The organism is Aeromonas sp. R6-1 (assembly GCF_040908165.1).
GTDB lineage: Bacteria > Pseudomonadota > Gammaproteobacteria > Enterobacterales > Aeromonadaceae > Aeromonas > Aeromonas caviae.
In genome coordinates this window covers 1-17060 of sequence record NZ_JBFODF010000017.1, presented here as the reverse complement: position 1 = coordinate 17060, position 17060 = coordinate 1, and the positions used below count along the sequence as shown (strand labels likewise).

The window sequence follows — 17060 nt, the reverse complement described above, 5'->3', positions numbered from 1 at the left end:
TGTTGGGTGTCGACGCCTCAGAGCCGGTTGCCCGCCTGGATGGTGCGGCGGATCTTGTTGCTGAGCAGCGGCACTATGTTGTCGGCCAATGCCTGGAAGCGGCCGAGATCCGGTTTGCAGCCCGGATCCAGATAGCCTTCGCTGCGCAGGGTGTGGATCAGGGTGCTGAACAGCTTCTGGTCGAAGAACTCGGGGGCGTTGATGCCGTGCAGGGTGCCGAGGCGCTCCGCCATCATCAGGCCGTCCGCTTCCAGCTGCTCCGCCTCGATGTGGGGCTGGGCCAGCATGCGGGTCAGCACGATGGCGTAGCGTTGCAGGGTCTCCTGAATGCTTTCGGCCAAGAGCAGCAGGCGCATCTGGTTGCCGGGGTTGACCCAGTAGCCGCCGTCGCGGGCCTCGACCAGTTGCTGGCGCAACAGCTCGGCCAGCAGGGCATCGATCAGCTCCGGCAGCTCGTCCTCTTCATAGCGCAGGAAGAGTTCGGTCTTGAGCAGGGGGTAGATGTCGACACAGCGGGCGACGATCTCGCTGCGGGAGATCCCCTCGCACCGCTCGATCAGGGCCGCCACCAGGGAGGGCATGGCGAACAGGTGCAGTATGTTGTTGCGGTAGTAGGTGAGCAGGATCGCCTGATAGCGGTCCAGGCTGATGATCTGGCCCAGCTTGTCCTCGCTCACCTCGAACTTGTTGAGCTCCATCGCCTGCTCCAGCAGGGTCCTGGCGTCCTCGTCCGGCATGGTGCTGTGCGGGCTGTAGGGCACCTGCTTGAGCAGGTCCAGATAGGTGTTGAGCTGGGCCTGGAGTTCGTCCCGGGTCAGGGCGTGGCGCTCGGCGGCCAGCAGGGCCAGGGCACTCAGGGTGAGGCCGTTGACGGCGGCGGCATCGTTGATGCGGGTCATCAGCAGCTCGGCCAGCTGGTTGACGGTGGAGGCCATCCACTCGGGACGCTCCTCCCGGCCGATGCTCTCCTTCCAGGTGGGCACATGTTCGCCGAGATAGCTGTTGAGGGTCAGCGGCTCGCCGAAATTGACGAAGCCACGGCCATAGTTGCGCAGCTTGCGCAGGATGCCGAGCACCTGCAGGAAGCTCTCCTTCTCCTTGCGGCTCCCCTTGAGTTCGTTGTGATAGGTGTTCACCTCCATCACGTGCTCGTAGCCCAGATAGACGGGGACCAGGGTCACCGGTCTGTCCAGCCCGCGCATCATGGCCTGCAGGGTCATCGCCAGCATGCCGGTCTTGGGGGGCAGCAGGCGACCCGTACGCGAACGCCCGCCCTCGGTGAAGAACTCCACCGAGTAGCCCTTGGCGAACAGCAGGTTGAGGTACTCCCGGAATACCGTGCTGTAGAGCGGATTGCCCTTGAAGGTGCGGCGGATGAAGAAGGCGCCGCCGTGGCGGAAGATGGGGCCTGCCGGCCAGAAGTTGAGGTTGATGCCCGCCGCGATGTGGGGCGGCACCATGCCCTGGTGGTAGATGACGTAGGAGAGCAGCAGGTAATCCATGTGGCTGCGATGGCAGGGGACGTAGACGATCTCGTGCCCTTCCTGGGCCAGCTGACGCACCTGCTCGGCACCGTTGACCGAGAGGCCCCGGTAGAGCTTGTTCCACAGCCAGCCAAGGAAACTCTCCCCGAGGCGGATCAACCGATAGGAGAAATTGGAGGCGATCTCGTCCATGTAGCCGTGGGCACGCTTTTGCGCCTTCTCCAGGCTGATCCCTTCCCGTCTGGCCTCCTCCTCGATGGCCTGCTGGATCACGCTCGAATCCAGCAGTTGCTTGAACAGCAGGTTGCGGTTCGGCAGCTTGGGCCCGGTGGCGGCCAGCTGCTGGCGGCTGAAGTGGGTACGGGCCACCCGCGCCAGCTTGTGGGCGATGGCCTCGTCGGTGCCGTGCTTGTCCGCCATGTAGCGCAGGGAGAGGGGCGGGGAGAAGCGCACCAGGTTCTCGCGCCCTTTCAGGATCACGATCAGCGCCTTCTTCAGGCGGTTTGGCGCCAGGCTGCTGATGATGTTCCAGCCGGAGGCCTCCTCGTCTTCCCGGCCCGGGGCGCGGCCCCAGAACAGGGTGACGGGTACTACCTGGATGTCCAGCGCCGGATCCTGCTTGTGCAGGTCCAGCAGCTGGTGGAACTCCTGCAGGAAGGGGAGTGGCTTGTTGCGCGTGCCGAACAGGGGAGGCGGACGATCCAGACAGACGTAGCGTGGCAGCAGTTGACCGTTCAGCTCCAGCGGCGTGAAGGGGCCGGGCAGGCCGAGATCCTCGCAGCACTGTTGCAGGGTCATCAGGTCGGTGATCGAGCTGGTCTTCAGGGCGTAGACGATGGGTCTGGCCGGATCCAGCTTGAGCTCGGTGATGGGATTTTCCGGCAGGCTCTTGTGATTGACCAAGCCGCTGACCGGCCATTGCAGGATGGCTCTGGAAATCTTCTGTCCAAGGGACATGTGCGTCTGCTCTCCAAAAAAATGCGGCGTGAGCATAGCAAATCACCGACAGCTTGTCGCCGAGAGGTACGATGAGTCGGCACTTCAGAGCGGGGGGAGGGACAAATGTGCGTCGGGTCGCGACAAATGCCAGTTGCGCCTTGCCTTGGCCCCAGCACTGTATATACTGCCAGTGTGCTGTATAAAAAGACAGGTGCCCATGCTATGAAACCCCTTACCCCTCGCCAGGCTGAAGTACTCGAGCTCATCAAGGCGAACATGAACGAGACCGGCATGCCGCCGACTCGCGCCGAGATTGCCCAGAAGCTTGGCTTCAAGTCGGCCAACGCGGCCGAAGAACATCTGAAGGCCCTGGCCAAAAAAGGGGTCATCGAGATCATGCCGGGCACGTCCCGCGGCATTCGTCTGCTGCTCGAAGAAGAGGACGTGCAGCCTGAAGAAAACGGCCTGCCACTGATCGGCAAGGTGGCGGCCGGGGAACCCATCCTGGCCCAGGAACACATCGAGAGCCATTACCAGGTGGATCCCGCCCTGTTCCACCCGCGGGCAGACTTCCTGCTGCGGGTGCAGGGCATGAGCATGAAGAACATCGGCATCATGGACGGGGACCTGCTGGCGGTACACAAGACCCAGGAGGTACGTAACGGCCAGGTCGTGGTGGCACGTCTGGACGAGGACGTCACCGTCAAGCGCTTCCAGCGCAAGGGCAGCCAGGTATGGCTGCTGCCGGAAAACGAAGATCTCTCCCCCATCGAGGTGGATCTCGCCAGTCAGCACCTCACCATAGAGGGCCTGGCGGTCGGCGTGATCCGCAACGCCGACTGGATGTAAGCATCCGATGCGATGAAGAGGCCTCCTGCGGGAGGCCTCTTCATTTTCATCTGCCGATGGCATCTCCCTCCCCACCTTTTCGCTTCTCCTTCCTGTGCACATAGTCTCGCCGCACGACATGCATTTCGGATATATCCTTTGATAAGGCCCCTGTCATGGTCGGTGATCAGGGAAGGGGGAGTCGCACCGGGCAGTACGCCATGGCAGGGATGCATGATCGCCGGGTCGGTGCGCATAAGGGAGAGTCGCCTCAGACTGGGGACTCGTACAGTCAGTACGCTGCCGTGGTTGGTTCGTCGTTGGGGACAAAGAGACCCGTCAGCGTGACCTGTTGAGCAAGGAGGACAGGTATGGCTTCAAGCTCGCCGTGGGATCCGGTGCCGGCCGCAGCGCCCGCATCTTCCATCACCCGATTCATCAAGGGCAGTCGGATGACATGGTTCTATGCGCTCTGGGTCTATCACAAGGGAGATGGTTGGACCATCTGGCTTGGGTGCCCCAAAGACAAGATTGTCCGCCTGGTTCGTCTGTTTCGCCGTCATCACGACATCGGATTGCCGGATGAGCCCTGGACTGCCCCCGTCATCCCGCTGCGCGTCCCCCTGAGACGTGCCCAGCCGCAGCACAGGCTGCGGCCCTGATCCCTCTTCCTGTACAAACAAGAGCCCCGCCAGAGCGGGGCTCTTGTTTTGGCGCCGATGCGGCTTATCCATGGCACAGACGCTTTCCCGCCGGGATGCAAGACTAGCCATCGGCGGGGGCAGGCGGGTTACAATGACCCCTACCGGTTTTGCCCCCAGGGCTTCTAACATAAGCAAGGCTTTGTTTTATATGGTTAAACCACGCTTTTACCTGCTGCTATTGCTGTTCATCGGCGCCATTGCGGCGGCTTATTACTGGAGTCAGCCCGCGGTGCCGGAACAGGCCGATTACTACCCGGCGGGGCGAGACATCAACCCGTTTGCCCTCACGGATGCGGATGCACAGCCCTTTACCCCTGCCAACCTGACGGGACACTGGAGCTTTCTGTTCATCGGCTACACCTACTGCCCGGATGTCTGTCCGACCACGTTGGCGGATCTGCGCAGCGTCTATCCGGCGTTGAAGAAGATAGCCCCCACTAGCCAGGTGGTATTCATCTCGGCGGATCCCCAGCGGGATGACAGCGCCCGCCTGAAGAGCTATACCGCCTTCTTCGAGCCCGAGTTCAAGGCGGCGACCGCACCTCACAGTGCCCTCTTTCCTCTGGTCCGCAATCTGGGGCTGGTCTATTCCATCGTGGAAGGGGATCGCAAGGACTACCTGATCGACCACTCCGCCTCCATCGTGCTGATCAACCCCGAGGGGAAGCTGGTGGCCACCTTCCGACCCAAAGTGGCACCGGGTGAGGTGCCCCACGTGGACATGCAGACCATGGTGGCCGACTTCGCGCGCATCGTGCGGCTGGCTGGCGAGTGAGCCCGGCGCGCACCATGCTGATTCCCGCCTGGCTGAAGGATCCTCGCCGCCACCGAGCCGTCTTCGCCCTGGCCCTGCCCATGGTGTTCTCCAACGTCACCACGCCCTTGCTGGGGCTGGTGGACACCTGGGTGATCGGTCATCTTGGCCAGGCCTGGTTTCTCGGCGGCGTCTCGGTCGGTGCGACCTTCATCAATCTGCTGTTCTGGCTGCTTGGCTTCCTGCGCATGTCCACCACAGGGCTGACTGCCCAGGCTCAGGGTGCAGCCCATGCCGAAGGGCAGCTCGACACCCTGGCGCGGGCCCTGGGCTTGGCGATCGGACTGGGCATGGCGCTGTTGCTCCTGTTGTTGCCGTTCCTGCCTGCCATCATCGCCCTCGGCGGCGGCTCTTCCGAGGTACAGACCTATGCCGGTCAATATGTGTCGGTGCGGGTCTGGAGCGCCCCGGCGGCCTTGTGCAATCTGGTCATCATGGGGTGGTTGCTGGGCATGCAGGATGCACGCAGTCCCATGCTGCTGCTGATCCTGGGCAATCTCGTCAACATGGTGCTGGATGCCTGGTTCGTGCTGGGATTGGGCTGGCAGGTGAAAGGGGTGGCCGCAGCATCCCTGCTGGCGGATTACAGCACGCTCGTGGTGGGGTTCTGGCTGGTGAGCCGGCATCTGCGCCGACTTGACCCCGGGGTGTGGCACAACGCCTGGCAGCGCTGGCGCCAGTGGCCGGCCCTGCTGCGGCTGCTCGCCCTGAACCGGGATATTTTCATCCGCTCCCTCTGCCTGCAACTCTGCTTCGTGTTCATGACTCTGCAGGGGGCCAGACTGGGGGATGTGGCGGTGGCCGCCAATGCGGTGCTGCTCAATTTCCTGATGCTGATTTCCTACGGGCTGGATGGATTTGCCTATGCGGTGGAAGCCATGGTAGGGCGCGCCATCGGGCGGCGTGATAGGCCGCTGCTGCGGGAGGCCATCGTCCTCAATCTGGGCTGGGCGCTGCTGATCGCCCTGGCATTCACCCTCTCGTTTGCCCTGGGGGGCCACTGGCTCATCCGTCACATTACCGACATACCGGCGGTGATCGCCGAGGCGCAACGTCAGCTCCCCTGGCTGGTGGCCATGCCGCTGCTGGCGGTCTGGTGCTTCCTGCTGGACGGGGTCTTCATCGGCGCCACCCGGGCCCGGGAGATGCGCAACAGCATGCTGGTGGCGGTGTTTGCCGGCTTCTTTCCCATCTGGTGGCTCTGCCAGGGATGGGGTGTGGCGGCCCTGTGGGCCGCCATGAGTGCCCTGATGGCCGGTCGTGGCTTGACGCTGGGCTGGCTCTGCTGGCGACTGGAGCGTGATGGACGGCTGCTGGCGGGGCAGGGGACGGCGCAGTCAGTCTGAATTCTGGCCGCCTTGCCAATATCGTCAGCGGTCAGAGCGAGCCTGAATAGTCGAACTGTCGCCAGCTCTCGTAGACGAACACCGCGACAGCGTTGGCCAGATTCATGCTGCGGCTCTGGGGCAGCATGGGGATGCGCAGCCGCTGCTCGAATGGCAGGCTCTCGATGATCTCCATGGGCAGGCCTCGGCTCTCGGGCCCGAACAGCAGGGCGTCACCGGGGGCAAACCGGGCCGCCGAGTGGGCGGTGCGTCCCTTGGTGGTGCAGGCAAAGACCCGTTGGGGGGCGACGGCCGCCAGAAAGGCCTCATAGTCAGGCCAGCGCTTGACGTCGGCAAACTCGTGATAGTCGAGCCCGGCCCGCTTGACCCGTTTATCATCCCACTCGAACCCCAGGGGCTCTATCAGATGCAACCGGTAGCCGGTATTGGCGCAGAGGCGAATGATGTTGCCGGTGTTGGGGGGGATTTCCGGTTGGTAGAGCACGATATCGAGCATGGAAGGATCCTGGGCTGGTGCGAAACGGGCGCCAGCATACCCAGCACCCGTGTCGATGAAAAGGGGGAGGTCAGGGCATGGGCAGACGGATGGTGATGACCAGTCCGGTCGGCTGATTGCTGCTGGCCCGGATGGTCCCCCCATGACGCTGGATCGCCTCGGCGGCAATGGCAAGGCCGAGACCCGTGCCCCCGGTCTTGGCGTTGCGGGCATCGTCCACCCGAAAGAAGGGCAGGAACAACCGGGGCTGCTGCTCCACCGGCACGCCAGGGCCGTCATCCCGTATGGTCATGACCCACTCCCGTCCCTCCCGGTACCAGTCCACCTTGATGAACTCGCGGGCATACTTGAGGGCGTTGCGCAGCGGGTTTTCCAGGGCGCGCGCCAGCAGCTCCGGCCACATGGTGAGGGATTCGGCGGGCAGGGAAGGGAGCCTGAGCTGTTTGCCGTTCTGGTTTGCCTCGAACATGGCATCGTCCAGGATGGGCTCCAGCAGCTCCGCCAGGGGCAGCGTCACCGGCGCCTCCACATGTTGCTGCACCCGCGACAGATCCAGCAGATCCCCTATCAGCTTGTCGAGCCGGGCTATCTCCCCTTCGATGCGCGCCAGCTCGGCGCTGTCCCCCTGCTTGCGGCGGATCAGCGCCTGTGCGAGCTGGATGCGGGTCAGGGGGCTGCGCAGCTCGTGGGAGATGTCGGAGAGCAACTGCTTCTGCTTCTGGATCATGTCCTTGAGGGTATCGACCATGCGACTGACATGTTCGGCCAGCTGGCCTATCTCGTCGCGCCGCCCCAGGTTGGGGATCTGTATTTCCAGGTTACCCTGGGCGAGTTGGGAGACCGACTGCTGCAACTGCAGTATGGGGCGGGTCAGGCGCCAGGCGAGCAATAGACAGAGCGGGGTGCTGACCAGCATGGCGATGCCCAGGATCTGGATGGGGTGATCCAGGATCTGGATGAAGAGGAACAGGTAGGAGTTTTCGACGTTCAGACCGAAATAGACGTGATAGGTCTGGCCGTGATGGACCATCTGGAAGGGGCCGGCGATGGCGCGCTGGTGTTCGCTGCCCAGCATGGGCTTGGCCGGGTTGTCCGAGTCGAGCATGAAACGGATCACGAACTTGCTCAGCCGGGTGCTGGACTGCATCTGCCCCTTGGCATCGCGTAGATAGATGTTGTCCACCGGCAAAAGGCCCGCGGCATCGATGGCCTTGGCCAGATCGAAATCCTGCTCGGGATCCGCGCCCCGTTGCAGCGCCGCCAGGTTGTTGTTGAGACGGGTAATCTCGTGGGCCGGCAGCGGGATGATGTTGCGGGGGTCCAGGGTGGGTAGGATTACCACCGCGGCCACGACCAGCAGCAGGATGAACCAGAACCAGAGGAAGATCTGGGTGGAAAGGCCGTTGAAGGTGCGGGCCGATTTCATGCCTGCTCCAGCCATAGGTAGCCTCGTCCCCGCACCGTCTTGAAGCGGGGCTGGCCGTCGGCCCGCTCCGGCAGCTTCTTGCGCAGGTTGCTCAGGTGCATGTCGATGGCCCGATCGAAAGGTTCGAGCTTCTTGCCCAGCACCTGCTCGGAGAGCAGGCCCTTGCTGACGATCTGGCCCGGATTGCGCAGCAGGCACTCCAGCAGGCCGAACTCGGTGGCGGTGAGTTCCAGCAACTGATCGTCGCAGCGAGCCTGTTGCAGGCCGGGCTGCAGCACCAGATCCATGAAGCGCACCTCTTCCGAGCTGCCGCCGCGCTGGGGAGCCTGGCTCTGGGTTCGACGCAGGATGGCGCGCACCCGGGCCAGCAGTTCCCTGTCGTCGAACGGCTTGGCGAGATAGTCGTCGGCACCGGCCTCCAGCCCGTTGACCCGATCCTGGCTGTCGCCACGGGCGGTCAGCATCAACACCGGGGTGTCGTGGGTCTTGCGCAGCCGGGTCAGCATGGCGAAGCCGTTGAGTCTGGGCATCATGACGTCCAGCAGCACCAGGTCGAATGCCTGTTCTGCCAGTCGCTGCAATCCCTCTTCCCCATCCTCGGCGACGGTGACCTCAAACCCCTCCAGGGTCAGGATTTCGGTGAGCAGCTGGGTCAGTTCGAGATCGTCGTCGACCAGGAGTATTTTGTTCATCTGGGAGTCACTCTGTTGATTTTGCACGCCAAACTGACGTCCGGGTCAGGGTATAATAAGTTTTTACGCGTCGGAGGAAAGCCGGTTTTGAGCCACCAACACTATTCCCGCTGGGTCACCCTGGCCAGCATGGCCGCTGTGACCACCGCCACCCTGCTCATCCTGGGCAAACTGATCGCCTGGCTGATGACGGATTCATCCAGCCTGCTGGCATCCCTGACCGATTCCTTCATGGACATCAGCGCCTCTCTCATCAATCTGCTGGCCATCCGTTATGCGCTGGCCCCTGCCGACGAAGAGCATCGCTTCGGCCACGGCAAAGCGGAGTCCCTGGCGGGTCTGGTGCAGTCGGCCTTCATCTCGGGGTCCGCCCTGCTGCTGGTGATGCACGGCATCTCGTCGATGCTGAATCAGGTGCCCGTGGTGCGCCTGGAGGCCGGGATCTGGGTCAGCGTCGGCTCCATCGTGCTGACCCTGCTGCTGGTGAGCTTCCAGAGCTTTGTCATCCGCAAGACCAACAGTGTGGCCATCAAGGCTGACATGCTGCACTACCGTTCCGACCTGCTGCTCAATGGCGGCGTGCTGGTGGCACTGGTGATGGCGGGGCAAGGGTGGTACTGGGCCGACGGCCTGTTTGCCATTCTGATCGGTCTGTTCCTGGTGTGGGGGGCTGTCCATATCGGCTACGAATCGGTGCAGGCCCTGCTCGATCGTCAGTTGCCAGAGGAGGAACAAGCGAGAATAATGGCCCTCTGCTGCGCCGTAGAGGGGGTGCATGGCGTACATGACCTGCGTACCCGCCAATCCGGGCCGACCCGTTTCGTGCAGTTGCATCTGGAACTCGATGATCAACTGCCTCTGGTCAGGGCCCATCAGATAGCCGACGAGGCTGAACTGGCCGTCCGCCAGGCCTTCGAGCGGATGGATGTGATCATTCACATGGACCCCATCTCGGTGCTGACAAAAGAACGACAAAGCACTCACCCTGAACAACAGTAGGCTGCAACATGGATGATCTGGTTGCCAGAACCTGGCAAAAAATTCAGCAGGAAGCGCAGAGCATGGCGGCCCAGGAGCCCATGCTGGCCAGCTTCTTTCATTCCACCATTCTCAATCACCGGGATTTGCGCTCGGCGCTGAGCTTCCAGCTCGCCAACAAGCTCGACAGCACCACCATGCCTGCCATCGCCTTAAGGGAAGTGATCGAGCTGGCCCTGCGCAGCGAACCCGAGCTGCTGGCCGCAGTGGCCGCCGACATCTGCGCGGTGCAGGATCGCGACCCGGCGGTCGACCTCTTCTCCACCCCGCTGCTCTACCTCAAGGGATTCCATGCTCTTCAGGGGTATCGGGTGGCCAACTGGCTGTGGCGTCAGGGACGCCGTGCCCTGGCGCTCTATCTGCAAAACCAGATCTCCGTGGTGTTCGGCGTGGATGTACACCCTGCCGCCCGCATCGGCAAGGGCATCATGTTTGACCATGCCACCGGTATCGTGGTCGGGGAAACCGCCGTCATCGAGAACGACGTCTCCATCCTGCAGAGTGTGACTCTGGGGGGGACCGGCAAGGAGAGTGGCGATCGTCACCCCAAAATCCGGGAAGGGGTGATGATAGGGGCGGGGGCCAAGGTCCTCGGCAACATCGAGGTGGGCGTCGGCGCCAAGATCGGTGCCGGCAGCGTGGTGATCAACCCGGTGCCGCCTCACACCACGGTCGCTGGCGTGCCCGCCAGGATTGTGGGCCGCCCCGAGTGCGACAAACCTTCCCTGGACATGGATCAGTGCCTCTGATCCCCTGACCGAGGCCGTTGTATGGTCAAGCGCTGGTCAGGCTTTCTGATCCTGGGGATGTGGCTGCTCAACCTGCTGCACCTTTATCTGGACTTCTCCCCCTGGCCCGCCGCCATCGCGGCCTGGGCCGCCTCCCTGCTCACCTGGCCCTGGCTGGTGGGTGCCGCACGGCGTCAGGCGCTGGCCCTCTACGGCGCGGCGCTCCTGCTGCTGCTCTTTTCTTGGTGGCGAGGTGCCAGCCTCAGCCCAGGTGACTGGCTCTTGCCGAATATCAACATGCTGACCATGTTTGCCGCAGTGAGCACCCTCAATCTGGCTACCTCCGGTCTCTTGACCGGTACCGCCTCCTGGTCCGGTCGCAAGGGGCTGTGGAGCACCATGGCCAGCCTCAATCTGCTGGGGGCCGTCATCAATCTTTCGGTGCTCTTCATCATCGGCGATCGGCTGGAGCGCAACGGGACGCTGGAGCGGCGTCAGGTCATGGTGCTGAGCCGGATCTTCTGTGCTGCTGCGTTTTGGTCCCCCTTCTTCGTCGCCATGGCGGTGGCCCTCACCTATGCACCGGGTCTGCAACTGGGCAGCATACTGCCTTTTGGCATACTGGCGGCCTTGCTGGCCATGGGGCTGACGGCCTGGCAGGTAGAGCGACTCGGTGTGGAGACCTTTGAAGGTTATCCGCTGCGGCTCCAGACCCTGGGGCTACCGGTGACCCTGGCACTGCTGGTGCTGGTGATCCACCGTTTCTGGCCCGGACTCAGCATTCTGGCGGTGATCGCCCTGGTGGCGCCCTTGCTGGCCTTGCTGTTCATGCCGCAAGCGGGGCGAGGGGCTGCTCTCAAGCGCCAGGTGGTGGAGCGCTTCCCGGCCATCGGTGGCCAGCTTGTGCTGTTTCTGGGGGCCGGCCTGCTGGCGGCTGGCATCAACAGCGCGCTGTCAGTACTGGACTTTGGCAGTGGCCACGGCCTGCCGCTGTTCAACCACTTCGGCTGGCTGGAAGCCTGCCTGACCCTGCTGCTGATCTTCCTGGTGGCCATAGTGGGCGTGCATCCTCTCATCAGCATCTCGGGGGTGGCGCCGTTGCTCTGGCCGCTGGCACCGGATCCCAGCCTGCTTGGCATGTGCTTCCTCATGGGGTGGGGGCTGGCGACCGGGACGAGCCCGCTCTCCGGCTCCAATCTGGCGCTGGCGTCCCGCTACAACCTGAGCGCCGGGCTGCTGCTGCGCTGGAACCTGCTCTACGGCCTGTTGATGTACGCCGTGGCCTGTCTGATGATGGGGGGCTTCATCGCCTTGCATGGCTGATGGCGGCATCGGCAGGAGGGCGGGTTATGCCACGGCGGACGCCCGGGATCGAGGTTCCTGCTGCCTGCGAGAAAAACCGACGCATATTTAAGCAATACCGGGCCGCAGGGCGCATTTTGCAACGTGCTGGCTTGTTTGTGCCGAGCGCATCAGGGTATGCTGGCTCCACGCGCTTGAATCGCCCTCTGTGGGGCATCGCAATTGAACATACAGGTATGCATATGTCACTAGAAGTCCTTGAGCAACTCGAATCCAAAGTACAATCCGCCGTCGACAACATCTCCTTGCTGAAGATGGAGCTGGACGAGCTGAAAGAGCAGAACAGCAAGCTGCAAGACGAAAACCACCAACTGCGCAACGAGCACGTTGCCTGGCAAGAGCGTCTGCGTGCCCTGCTGGGCAAGATGGACCAGATGGGCGATGCCATCTGATCCCGTCTAGATTGACCGGAATGAAAGCGGGCCGCTCCTTGAGCGGCCCGCTTGTTTTGGTCTGCCGGGCAATCAGAGTGCCAGCAGCTGTTTGACGGTCTTCTCGATGCCGTCCGCCGCCTCCACAATATTGTTGGCCAGCATGTAGGCAGGGGTGGAGATGACCTTGCGCTCCTGATCCACCACGAATTCGCGCACCGGGCAGTCGAGATGACTGCCACCCATGGCTTCGATGGCGTTGGCGGCGCCCTCGTCGTTGCCAATGGTGGCCAGGGTACCGGCGCCATAGATGAGCGGGATCATGGCCGGTGCGATGCAGATGTAGGCGGCCGGTTTGCCTGCTCTGGCAAAGCTCTGGCAGGCCTTCAGCACATCCGGCTGGATGCGGCACTCTGCTCCCTTGATGGCGAAGTCACACAGGTTCTTGGCGGCGCCGAAGCCGCCCGGCACCAGCAGGGCGTCGAAGTCGGCTGCATCCAGTTCAGCCACATCCCTGATCTGGCCGCGGCAGATGCGGGCCGCCTCGACCAGCACGTTGCGGCTCTCTCCCTCGCTGACCTCGCCGGTCAGGTGATTGATGACATGAAGCTGAGGGACATTGGGGGCGAAGCATTGAACGGATGCTCCCTGACGGGCCAGCGCCAGCAGGCTGATGACGGCCTCGTGGATCTCGGCGCCGTCAAACACGCCACAACCACTCAAGATCACGGCCACTTTTTTCATGACAGACTCCTCGTTGTTGAAAATGTGAGCCAGGGTAGATTGTTGTACTTTTGTATGGTTATCGTTCGACCTCCGCTGGTCAAGTCATCTCCCTGTGCTAGGATTGTTTCGTTTTGGATCCTGCCTCAGTACCCCCCTTGAATTTTTTTCCACATTGTTCGAGATCATGATGCGTGTGTCATGTTGAGTTTTAATGATCTCAACGTAATGTTTTAAAAGATATTTTTTGTTTTAATCCACAGCTTTATCACGGCCGTGATGCAATGGTGCCATTTTTGAGCACAGAGTTATCCACAGCAATATGCCCCACCGGTGCGCCGGGGTGATGGTGGGAGTCCCCTTGGTGTGGTGCGGGCCCTGTGGCATCCTAGCGGCTGTTTATTCTTGGCAGGACGATTTTCATGGCCTCTAGCAATCCTCTTATTCTGGTCGACGGCTCTTCATATCTTTACCGCGCCTTCTTTGCCTCGCAGCAGGCCGATCTGCGCACCTCGACCGGCTTGCCTAGCGGCGCCGTCCGTGTCATGGCCAACATGATGCGCAGCCTTCGCAAGCAGTACCCCGACTGCCACGTGGCCGTGGTGTTCGACGCCAAGGGCAAGACCTTCCGTGACGACATCTATCCCGAATACAAGGCAACACGCGCCAGCATGCCGGACGATCTGCGCAGCCAGGTCGCCCCTATCCACCAGATGATCAAGGCGATGGGTTTCCCCTTCCTGATGGTCGAAGGGGTGGAGGCCGACGACGTGATCGGCACTCTGGCCCGTCAGGCGACCGAGAAACAGTTGCCTGTGCTCATCAGCACCGGCGACAAGGACATGGCGCAGCTGGTCTCCGACCATGTCACCCTGATCGACACCATGAAGGATGTGAAGACCGATCGGGAAGGGGTGATCGAGAAGTTCGGCGTACCGCCCGAGCTCATCATCGATTACCTGGCGCTGATGGGGGACAAGGTGGACAACATTCCCGGCATGACAGGTGTCGGCGAGAAGACCGCACTGGCCCTGTTGCAGGGGATAGGCAGCATCGACGAGATCGCCGCCAACCTCGACAAGGTGGCGGCGCTCGGCTTCCGTGGCTCCAAGGCGTTCGCCGACAAGTTCCGCGAGCAGGAAGAGCAGGTGCGCCTTTCCTATGTGCTGGCCACCATCAAGACCGACGTGGCGCTGGAGCAGAGCCTGGAAGAGTTGCAGCTTGGCCCCATCGACAAAGAGGCTCTGCTGGCGGTCTATCGCGAGTATGAGCTGCGCAACCTGATCAAAGAGCTGGAGTCTGGTGACGAGGAGAGCGAAGCCGCAGGTGATGAGGAAGGCGCCGCCCCGGCAGCCGCCATCGAAACCGACTATCGCTGCATCCTGGATGAGGCCGAATTCGATGAGTGGCTGGCACGGTTGCAGGCGGCGCCGCTGTTTGCCTTCGACACCGAGACCACCAGTCTCGACTATATGGAGGCGCGGGTCGTTGGCGTCTCCTTTGCCATCGAACCGGGCAAGGCGGCCTATGTGCCCTTCGGCCACGACTATCTGGGGGCGCCGGTGCAGCTGACCGAGGCCGTGGTACTCGGCAAGCTCAAACCGCTGCTGGAAGATCCGACCCGTCTCAAGGTGGGGCAGAACCTCAAGTACGATCGCAACGTACTGCTCAACCACGGCATCGAGCTGCAGGGTATCGCCTACGACACCATGCTCGAATCCTATGTGCTCAACTCCACCGCCAGCCGCCACGACATGGATTCCCTGGCCCGCAGGTATCTGAACGCCGAAACCATCTCGTTCGAAGAGATCGCCGGCAAGGGGGTCAAGCAGCTCACCTTCAACCAGATCGAACTGGAGCAGGCGGCCCCTTATGCGGCGGAAGATGCCGACATCACCCTGCGTCTGCATCAGACGCTGTGGGGCAAGCTCTCTGCCGAGCCGGGACTTGCCAAGGTATTCAGCGAGATCGAACTGCCGCTGCTGCCGGTGCTGGCACGGATGGAGCGACTCGGTACCACCATCGAGCCCAAGTTGCTGCACCAGCAGAGCCAGGAGATCGAAGTACGTCTGGCAGAGCTGGAGAAGCAGGCCCACGAGCTGGCCGGGCAGGAGTTCAATCTCTCCTCGCCCAAGCAGCTGGGTGAAATCCTCTTCACCAAGCTGGGGCTGCCGATCATCAAAAAGACCCCCAAGGGAGCGCCATCCACTGCGGAAGAGGTGCTGGCCGAGCTGGCGGAGACCTATGAGCTGCCGCAACTGCTGATGGAGCACCGTGGGCTGGCCAAGCTCAAGTCCACCTACACCGACAAGCTGCCGCTGATGATCAAGCCGCAGACCGGGCGGGTGCACACCTCCTATCACCAGGCGGTGGCGGCGACCGGTCGACTCTCGTCAACCGACCCCAACCTGCAGAACATTCCGGTGCGCAACGAACAGGGGCGCCGTATTCGGCAGGCCTTCATTCCGTGCGCCGGTTACAAGCTGGTGGCGGCGGATTACTCCCAGATCGAGCTGCGCATCATGGCCCACCTCTCCGGTGACAAGGGGTTGCTGACCGCCTTCGCCGAGGGCAAGGACATCCACAAGGCGACCGCCGCCGAGGTGTTCGGGGTCGCGCTCGATGCGGTGACCAGCGACATGCGCCGCAGTGCCAAGGCGATCAACTTTGGTCTCATCTATGGCATGAGTGCCTTCGGTCTGGCCAAGCAGCTGGGGATCGGTCGCGCCGAAGCGCAGAAGTACATGGATCTTTACTTCGAACGCTACCCGGGTGTGCTGGAGTACATGGAGCGTACCCGCCAGCAGGCGGACGTCCAGGGCTATGTCGAAACCCTGTTTGGCCGTCGCCTCTATCTGCCGGATATCAAGTCCCGCAACGCCGGTCTGCGCAAGGCGGCCGAACGGGCCGCCATCAACGCACCTATGCAGGGCACCGCTGCCGACATCATCAAGCGCGCCATGATCAACGTGGATGGCTGGATCCGGGGCATTGAAGACGAGTCGATCCGTATGTTGATGCAGGTACACGATGAACTGGTGTTCGAGATCCGCGAAGAGAAGCTGGAGGAGTACATCGCCCTCATCAAGGAGAAGATGTCAGCCGCAGCAGAACTGCATGTGCCGCTGGTGGTGGAAGCGGGCACCGGTGACAACTGGGATCAGGCCCACTGATCCTGCCTGATGGTCACATAGCTATATAAGAAGAGAAGCCCGGCATGATGCCGGGCTTCCTGTTTGTGGCTGCAGGGTCAGGCCTCTTGCAGGTATTCATCCTTGAGCAGCACATAGTTGTCGGCCGAGGTCTTCAGGAAGGCGATCTCGACCGGCTTGAGAGGGCGGGCCTGCTTGACGGGATTGCCCATATAAAGAAAGCCGGCCTCGAGCCGCTTGCCCGGTGGCACCAGGCTGCCCGCCCCGATCATCACATCGTCTTCAACGATCACCCCATCCAGCAGGATGGCACCCATGCCGACCAGCACCCGGTCGCCTATGGTGCAACCGTGCAGCATGGCCTTATGACCGACCGTGACATCCTCACCTATCAGCAGCGGATAGCCGCCGGGGTTGCTGGCACTCTTGCGGGTCAGGTGCAGCACTGTGCCGTCCTGGATATTGCTGCGGGCACCGATGCGGATATGGTTGACGTCCCCTCTGGCGGCCACCATGGGCCAGATGCTGGCATCGTCACCCAGCTGGATATCCCCCACCAGGGTGGCACAGGGATCCACATATACCCGTTTGCCCAGTTGCGGGCATTTTCCCTTGTAAGGTCTCAGTCGCAAGTCCATCTTGGCCTCCTTGTTTTCGGCCATTCTAGCAATTCGAGGCCGGTTTCTGTGGATAAGTTTGTATAAAAGCTGTGCCTGGATATGAATAACTAAAAAAGTGCCGATTTTTGCAATTTTATTGCAGAGGAGGGGTTGCCAGAACGAATCCGCTCCCTATAATGCGCCTCCATCGACAGGGCAAGCGGCAACGCAAAGCCTGAGTCGGTAGCATCGAAAAGCCTTTGAAAATAAGGCTTGACTCGAGAAGGCGGTTGAGTAGAATGCCACTCCCGCAGCAGCCAAAAGCTGCGTCGCTCTTTAACAATTTGAATCAAGCAAT

General features: G+C 62.1%; 16 protein-coding genes. 9 read left to right on the top strand and 7 right to left on the bottom strand.

Annotated features, from left to right (window positions below; genetic code table 11):
* Window positions 1-17: 17 nt before the first annotated feature.
* Complete coding sequence (gene plsB, locus AB5Y68_RS04115; protein ID WP_039041142.1) at window positions 18-2441, bottom strand: glycerol-3-phosphate 1-O-acyltransferase PlsB; 2424 nt, start codon at window positions 2439-2441, stop codon at window positions 18-20.
* A 204-nt stretch (window positions 2442-2645) separates the two neighbouring features.
* Between plsB and lexA the strand changes: the two genes are divergently transcribed.
* The 4 genes from lexA (at window position 2646) to dinF (ending at window position 6115) form a co-directional block, all read left to right on the top strand.
* A complete protein-coding gene (gene lexA / locus AB5Y68_RS04110; RefSeq protein WP_039041143.1) occupies window positions 2646-3272 on the top strand; it encodes a transcriptional repressor LexA in 627 nt (208 codons plus the stop codon).
* 350 nt (window positions 3273-3622) lie between these two features.
* On the top strand, window positions 3623-3913 hold the full coding sequence (locus tag AB5Y68_RS04105; RefSeq protein ID WP_010672445.1) for a hypothetical protein: 291 nt from the start codon (window positions 3623-3625) through the stop codon (window positions 3911-3913).
* Window positions 3914-4103: 190 nt separating this feature from the next.
* Window positions 4104-4730 (top strand): SCO family protein, encoded by a 627-nt coding sequence (locus AB5Y68_RS04100; RefSeq protein ID WP_039041144.1) that lies wholly within the window; start codon window positions 4104-4106, stop codon window positions 4728-4730.
* Between the two features lie 14 nt (window positions 4731-4744).
* On the top strand, window positions 4745-6115 hold the full coding sequence (dinF, locus tag AB5Y68_RS04095; RefSeq protein WP_052258911.1) for an MATE family efflux transporter DinF: 1371 nt from the start codon (window positions 4745-4747) through the stop codon (window positions 6113-6115).
* Between the two features lie 31 nt (window positions 6116-6146).
* Here the strand turns inward: dinF and trmL are convergent, their stop codons facing one another.
* The 3 genes from trmL to AB5Y68_RS04080 all read right to left on the bottom strand — a co-directional run bounded on the left by trmL (window position 6147) and on the right by AB5Y68_RS04080 (window position 8729).
* A complete protein-coding gene (gene trmL, locus AB5Y68_RS04090; RefSeq protein WP_039041146.1) occupies window positions 6147-6611 on the bottom strand; it encodes a tRNA (uridine(34)/cytosine(34)/5-carboxymethylaminomethyluridine(34)-2'-O)-methyltransferase TrmL in 465 nt (154 codons plus the stop codon).
* Window positions 6612-6681: 70 nt separating this feature from the next.
* Window positions 6682-8037: an ATP-binding protein gene (locus AB5Y68_RS04085; RefSeq protein WP_039041147.1), complete on the bottom strand. Its 1356-nt coding sequence runs from the start codon at window positions 8035-8037 to the stop codon at window positions 6682-6684.
* Window positions 8034-8729 carry a response regulator gene (locus AB5Y68_RS04080; RefSeq protein WP_010672450.1) on the bottom strand — a complete coding sequence of 232 codons (696 nt, stop codon included), beginning with the start codon at window positions 8727-8729 and terminating at the stop codon, window positions 8034-8036. Before AB5Y68_RS04080 ends, AB5Y68_RS04085 begins: the two co-directional genes overlap by 4 nt.
* An 87-nt stretch (window positions 8730-8816) precedes the next feature.
* Between AB5Y68_RS04080 and AB5Y68_RS04075 the strand changes: the two genes are divergently transcribed.
* The 4 genes from AB5Y68_RS04075 to AB5Y68_RS04060 all read left to right on the top strand — a co-directional run bounded on the left by AB5Y68_RS04075 (window position 8817) and on the right by AB5Y68_RS04060 (window position 12249).
* The gene (locus tag AB5Y68_RS04075; RefSeq protein WP_039041148.1) at window positions 8817-9728 is read left to right on the top strand and encodes a cation diffusion facilitator family transporter; all 912 of its coding nucleotides are present in this window, start codon (window positions 8817-8819) and stop codon (window positions 9726-9728) included.
* 8 nt (window positions 9729-9736) lie between these two features.
* Complete coding sequence (gene cysE, locus AB5Y68_RS04070; RefSeq protein ID WP_010672452.1) at window positions 9737-10516, top strand: serine O-acetyltransferase; 780 nt, start codon at window positions 9737-9739, stop codon at window positions 10514-10516.
* A gap of 21 nt (window positions 10517-10537) precedes the next feature.
* Window positions 10538-11818: a hypothetical protein gene (locus AB5Y68_RS04065; protein WP_010672453.1), complete on the top strand. Its 1281-nt coding sequence runs from the start codon at window positions 10538-10540 to the stop codon at window positions 11816-11818.
* 221 nt (window positions 11819-12039) lie between these two features.
* Window positions 12040-12249 (top strand): cell division protein ZapB, encoded by a 210-nt coding sequence (locus AB5Y68_RS04060; protein ID WP_010672454.1) that lies wholly within the window; start codon window positions 12040-12042, stop codon window positions 12247-12249.
* A 72-nt stretch (window positions 12250-12321) separates the two neighbouring features.
* Here the strand turns inward: AB5Y68_RS04060 and elbB are convergent, their stop codons facing one another.
* The gene (gene elbB, locus AB5Y68_RS04055) at window positions 12322-12972 is read right to left on the bottom strand and encodes an isoprenoid biosynthesis glyoxalase ElbB (protein ID WP_039041149.1); all 651 of its coding nucleotides are present in this window, start codon (window positions 12970-12972) and stop codon (window positions 12322-12324) included.
* 401 nt (window positions 12973-13373) lie between these two features.
* Here elbB and polA point away from each other — a divergent pair, with 401 nt between their 5' ends.
* On the top strand, window positions 13374-16124 hold the full coding sequence (gene polA / locus AB5Y68_RS04050) for a DNA polymerase I (RefSeq protein WP_039041150.1): 2751 nt from the start codon (window positions 13374-13376) through the stop codon (window positions 16122-16124).
* 77 nt (window positions 16125-16201) lie between these two features.
* Here polA and AB5Y68_RS04045 read toward each other — a convergent pair whose 3' ends face one another.
* Together AB5Y68_RS04045 and AB5Y68_RS04040 are read right to left on the bottom strand one after the other, a co-directional pair.
* Complete coding sequence (locus tag AB5Y68_RS04045; RefSeq protein ID WP_039041153.1) at window positions 16202-16741, bottom strand: gamma carbonic anhydrase family protein; 540 nt, start codon at window positions 16739-16741, stop codon at window positions 16202-16204.
* A gap of 89 nt (window positions 16742-16830) precedes the next feature.
* On the bottom strand, window positions 16831-17060 hold a 230-nt coding region (locus AB5Y68_RS04040; protein WP_368203035.1), incomplete at its 5' end, for a hypothetical protein.

What these genes read in the sequence shown, in the direction of transcription:
- plsB (WP_039041142.1), bottom strand. Translation starts at nt 2,441, where the DNA reads ATGTCCCTTGGACAGAAGATTTCCAGAGCCATCCTGCAATGGCCGGTC.
- lexA (WP_039041143.1), top strand. Translation starts at nt 2,646, where the DNA reads ATGAAACCCCTTACCCCTCGCCAGGCTGAAGTACTCGAGCTCATCAAG.
- AB5Y68_RS04105 (WP_010672445.1), top strand. Translation starts at nt 3,623, where the DNA reads ATGGCTTCAAGCTCGCCGTGGGATCCGGTGCCGGCCGCAGCGCCCGCA.
- AB5Y68_RS04100 (WP_039041144.1), top strand. Translation starts at nt 4,104, where the DNA reads ATGGTTAAACCACGCTTTTACCTGCTGCTATTGCTGTTCATCGGCGCC.
- dinF (WP_052258911.1), top strand. Translation starts at nt 4,745, where the DNA reads ATGCTGATTCCCGCCTGGCTGAAGGATCCTCGCCGCCACCGAGCCGTC.
- trmL (WP_039041146.1), bottom strand. Translation starts at nt 6,611, where the DNA reads ATGCTCGATATCGTGCTCTACCAACCGGAAATCCCCCCCAACACCGGC.
- AB5Y68_RS04085 (WP_039041147.1), bottom strand. Translation starts at nt 8,037, where the DNA reads ATGAAATCGGCCCGCACCTTCAACGGCCTTTCCACCCAGATCTTCCTC.
- AB5Y68_RS04080 (WP_010672450.1), bottom strand. Translation starts at nt 8,729, where the DNA reads ATGAACAAAATACTCCTGGTCGACGACGATCTCGAACTGACCCAGCTG.
- cysE (WP_010672452.1), top strand. Translation starts at nt 9,737, where the DNA reads ATGGATGATCTGGTTGCCAGAACCTGGCAAAAAATTCAGCAGGAAGCG.
- AB5Y68_RS04065 (WP_010672453.1), top strand. Translation starts at nt 10,538, where the DNA reads ATGGTCAAGCGCTGGTCAGGCTTTCTGATCCTGGGGATGTGGCTGCTC.
- AB5Y68_RS04060 (WP_010672454.1), top strand. Translation starts at nt 12,040, where the DNA reads ATGTCACTAGAAGTCCTTGAGCAACTCGAATCCAAAGTACAATCCGCC.
- elbB (WP_039041149.1), bottom strand. Translation starts at nt 12,972, where the DNA reads ATGAAAAAAGTGGCCGTGATCTTGAGTGGTTGTGGCGTGTTTGACGGC.
- polA (WP_039041150.1), top strand. Translation starts at nt 13,374, where the DNA reads ATGGCCTCTAGCAATCCTCTTATTCTGGTCGACGGCTCTTCATATCTT.
- AB5Y68_RS04045 (WP_039041153.1), bottom strand. Translation starts at nt 16,741, where the DNA reads ATGGACTTGCGACTGAGACCTTACAAGGGAAAATGCCCGCAACTGGGC.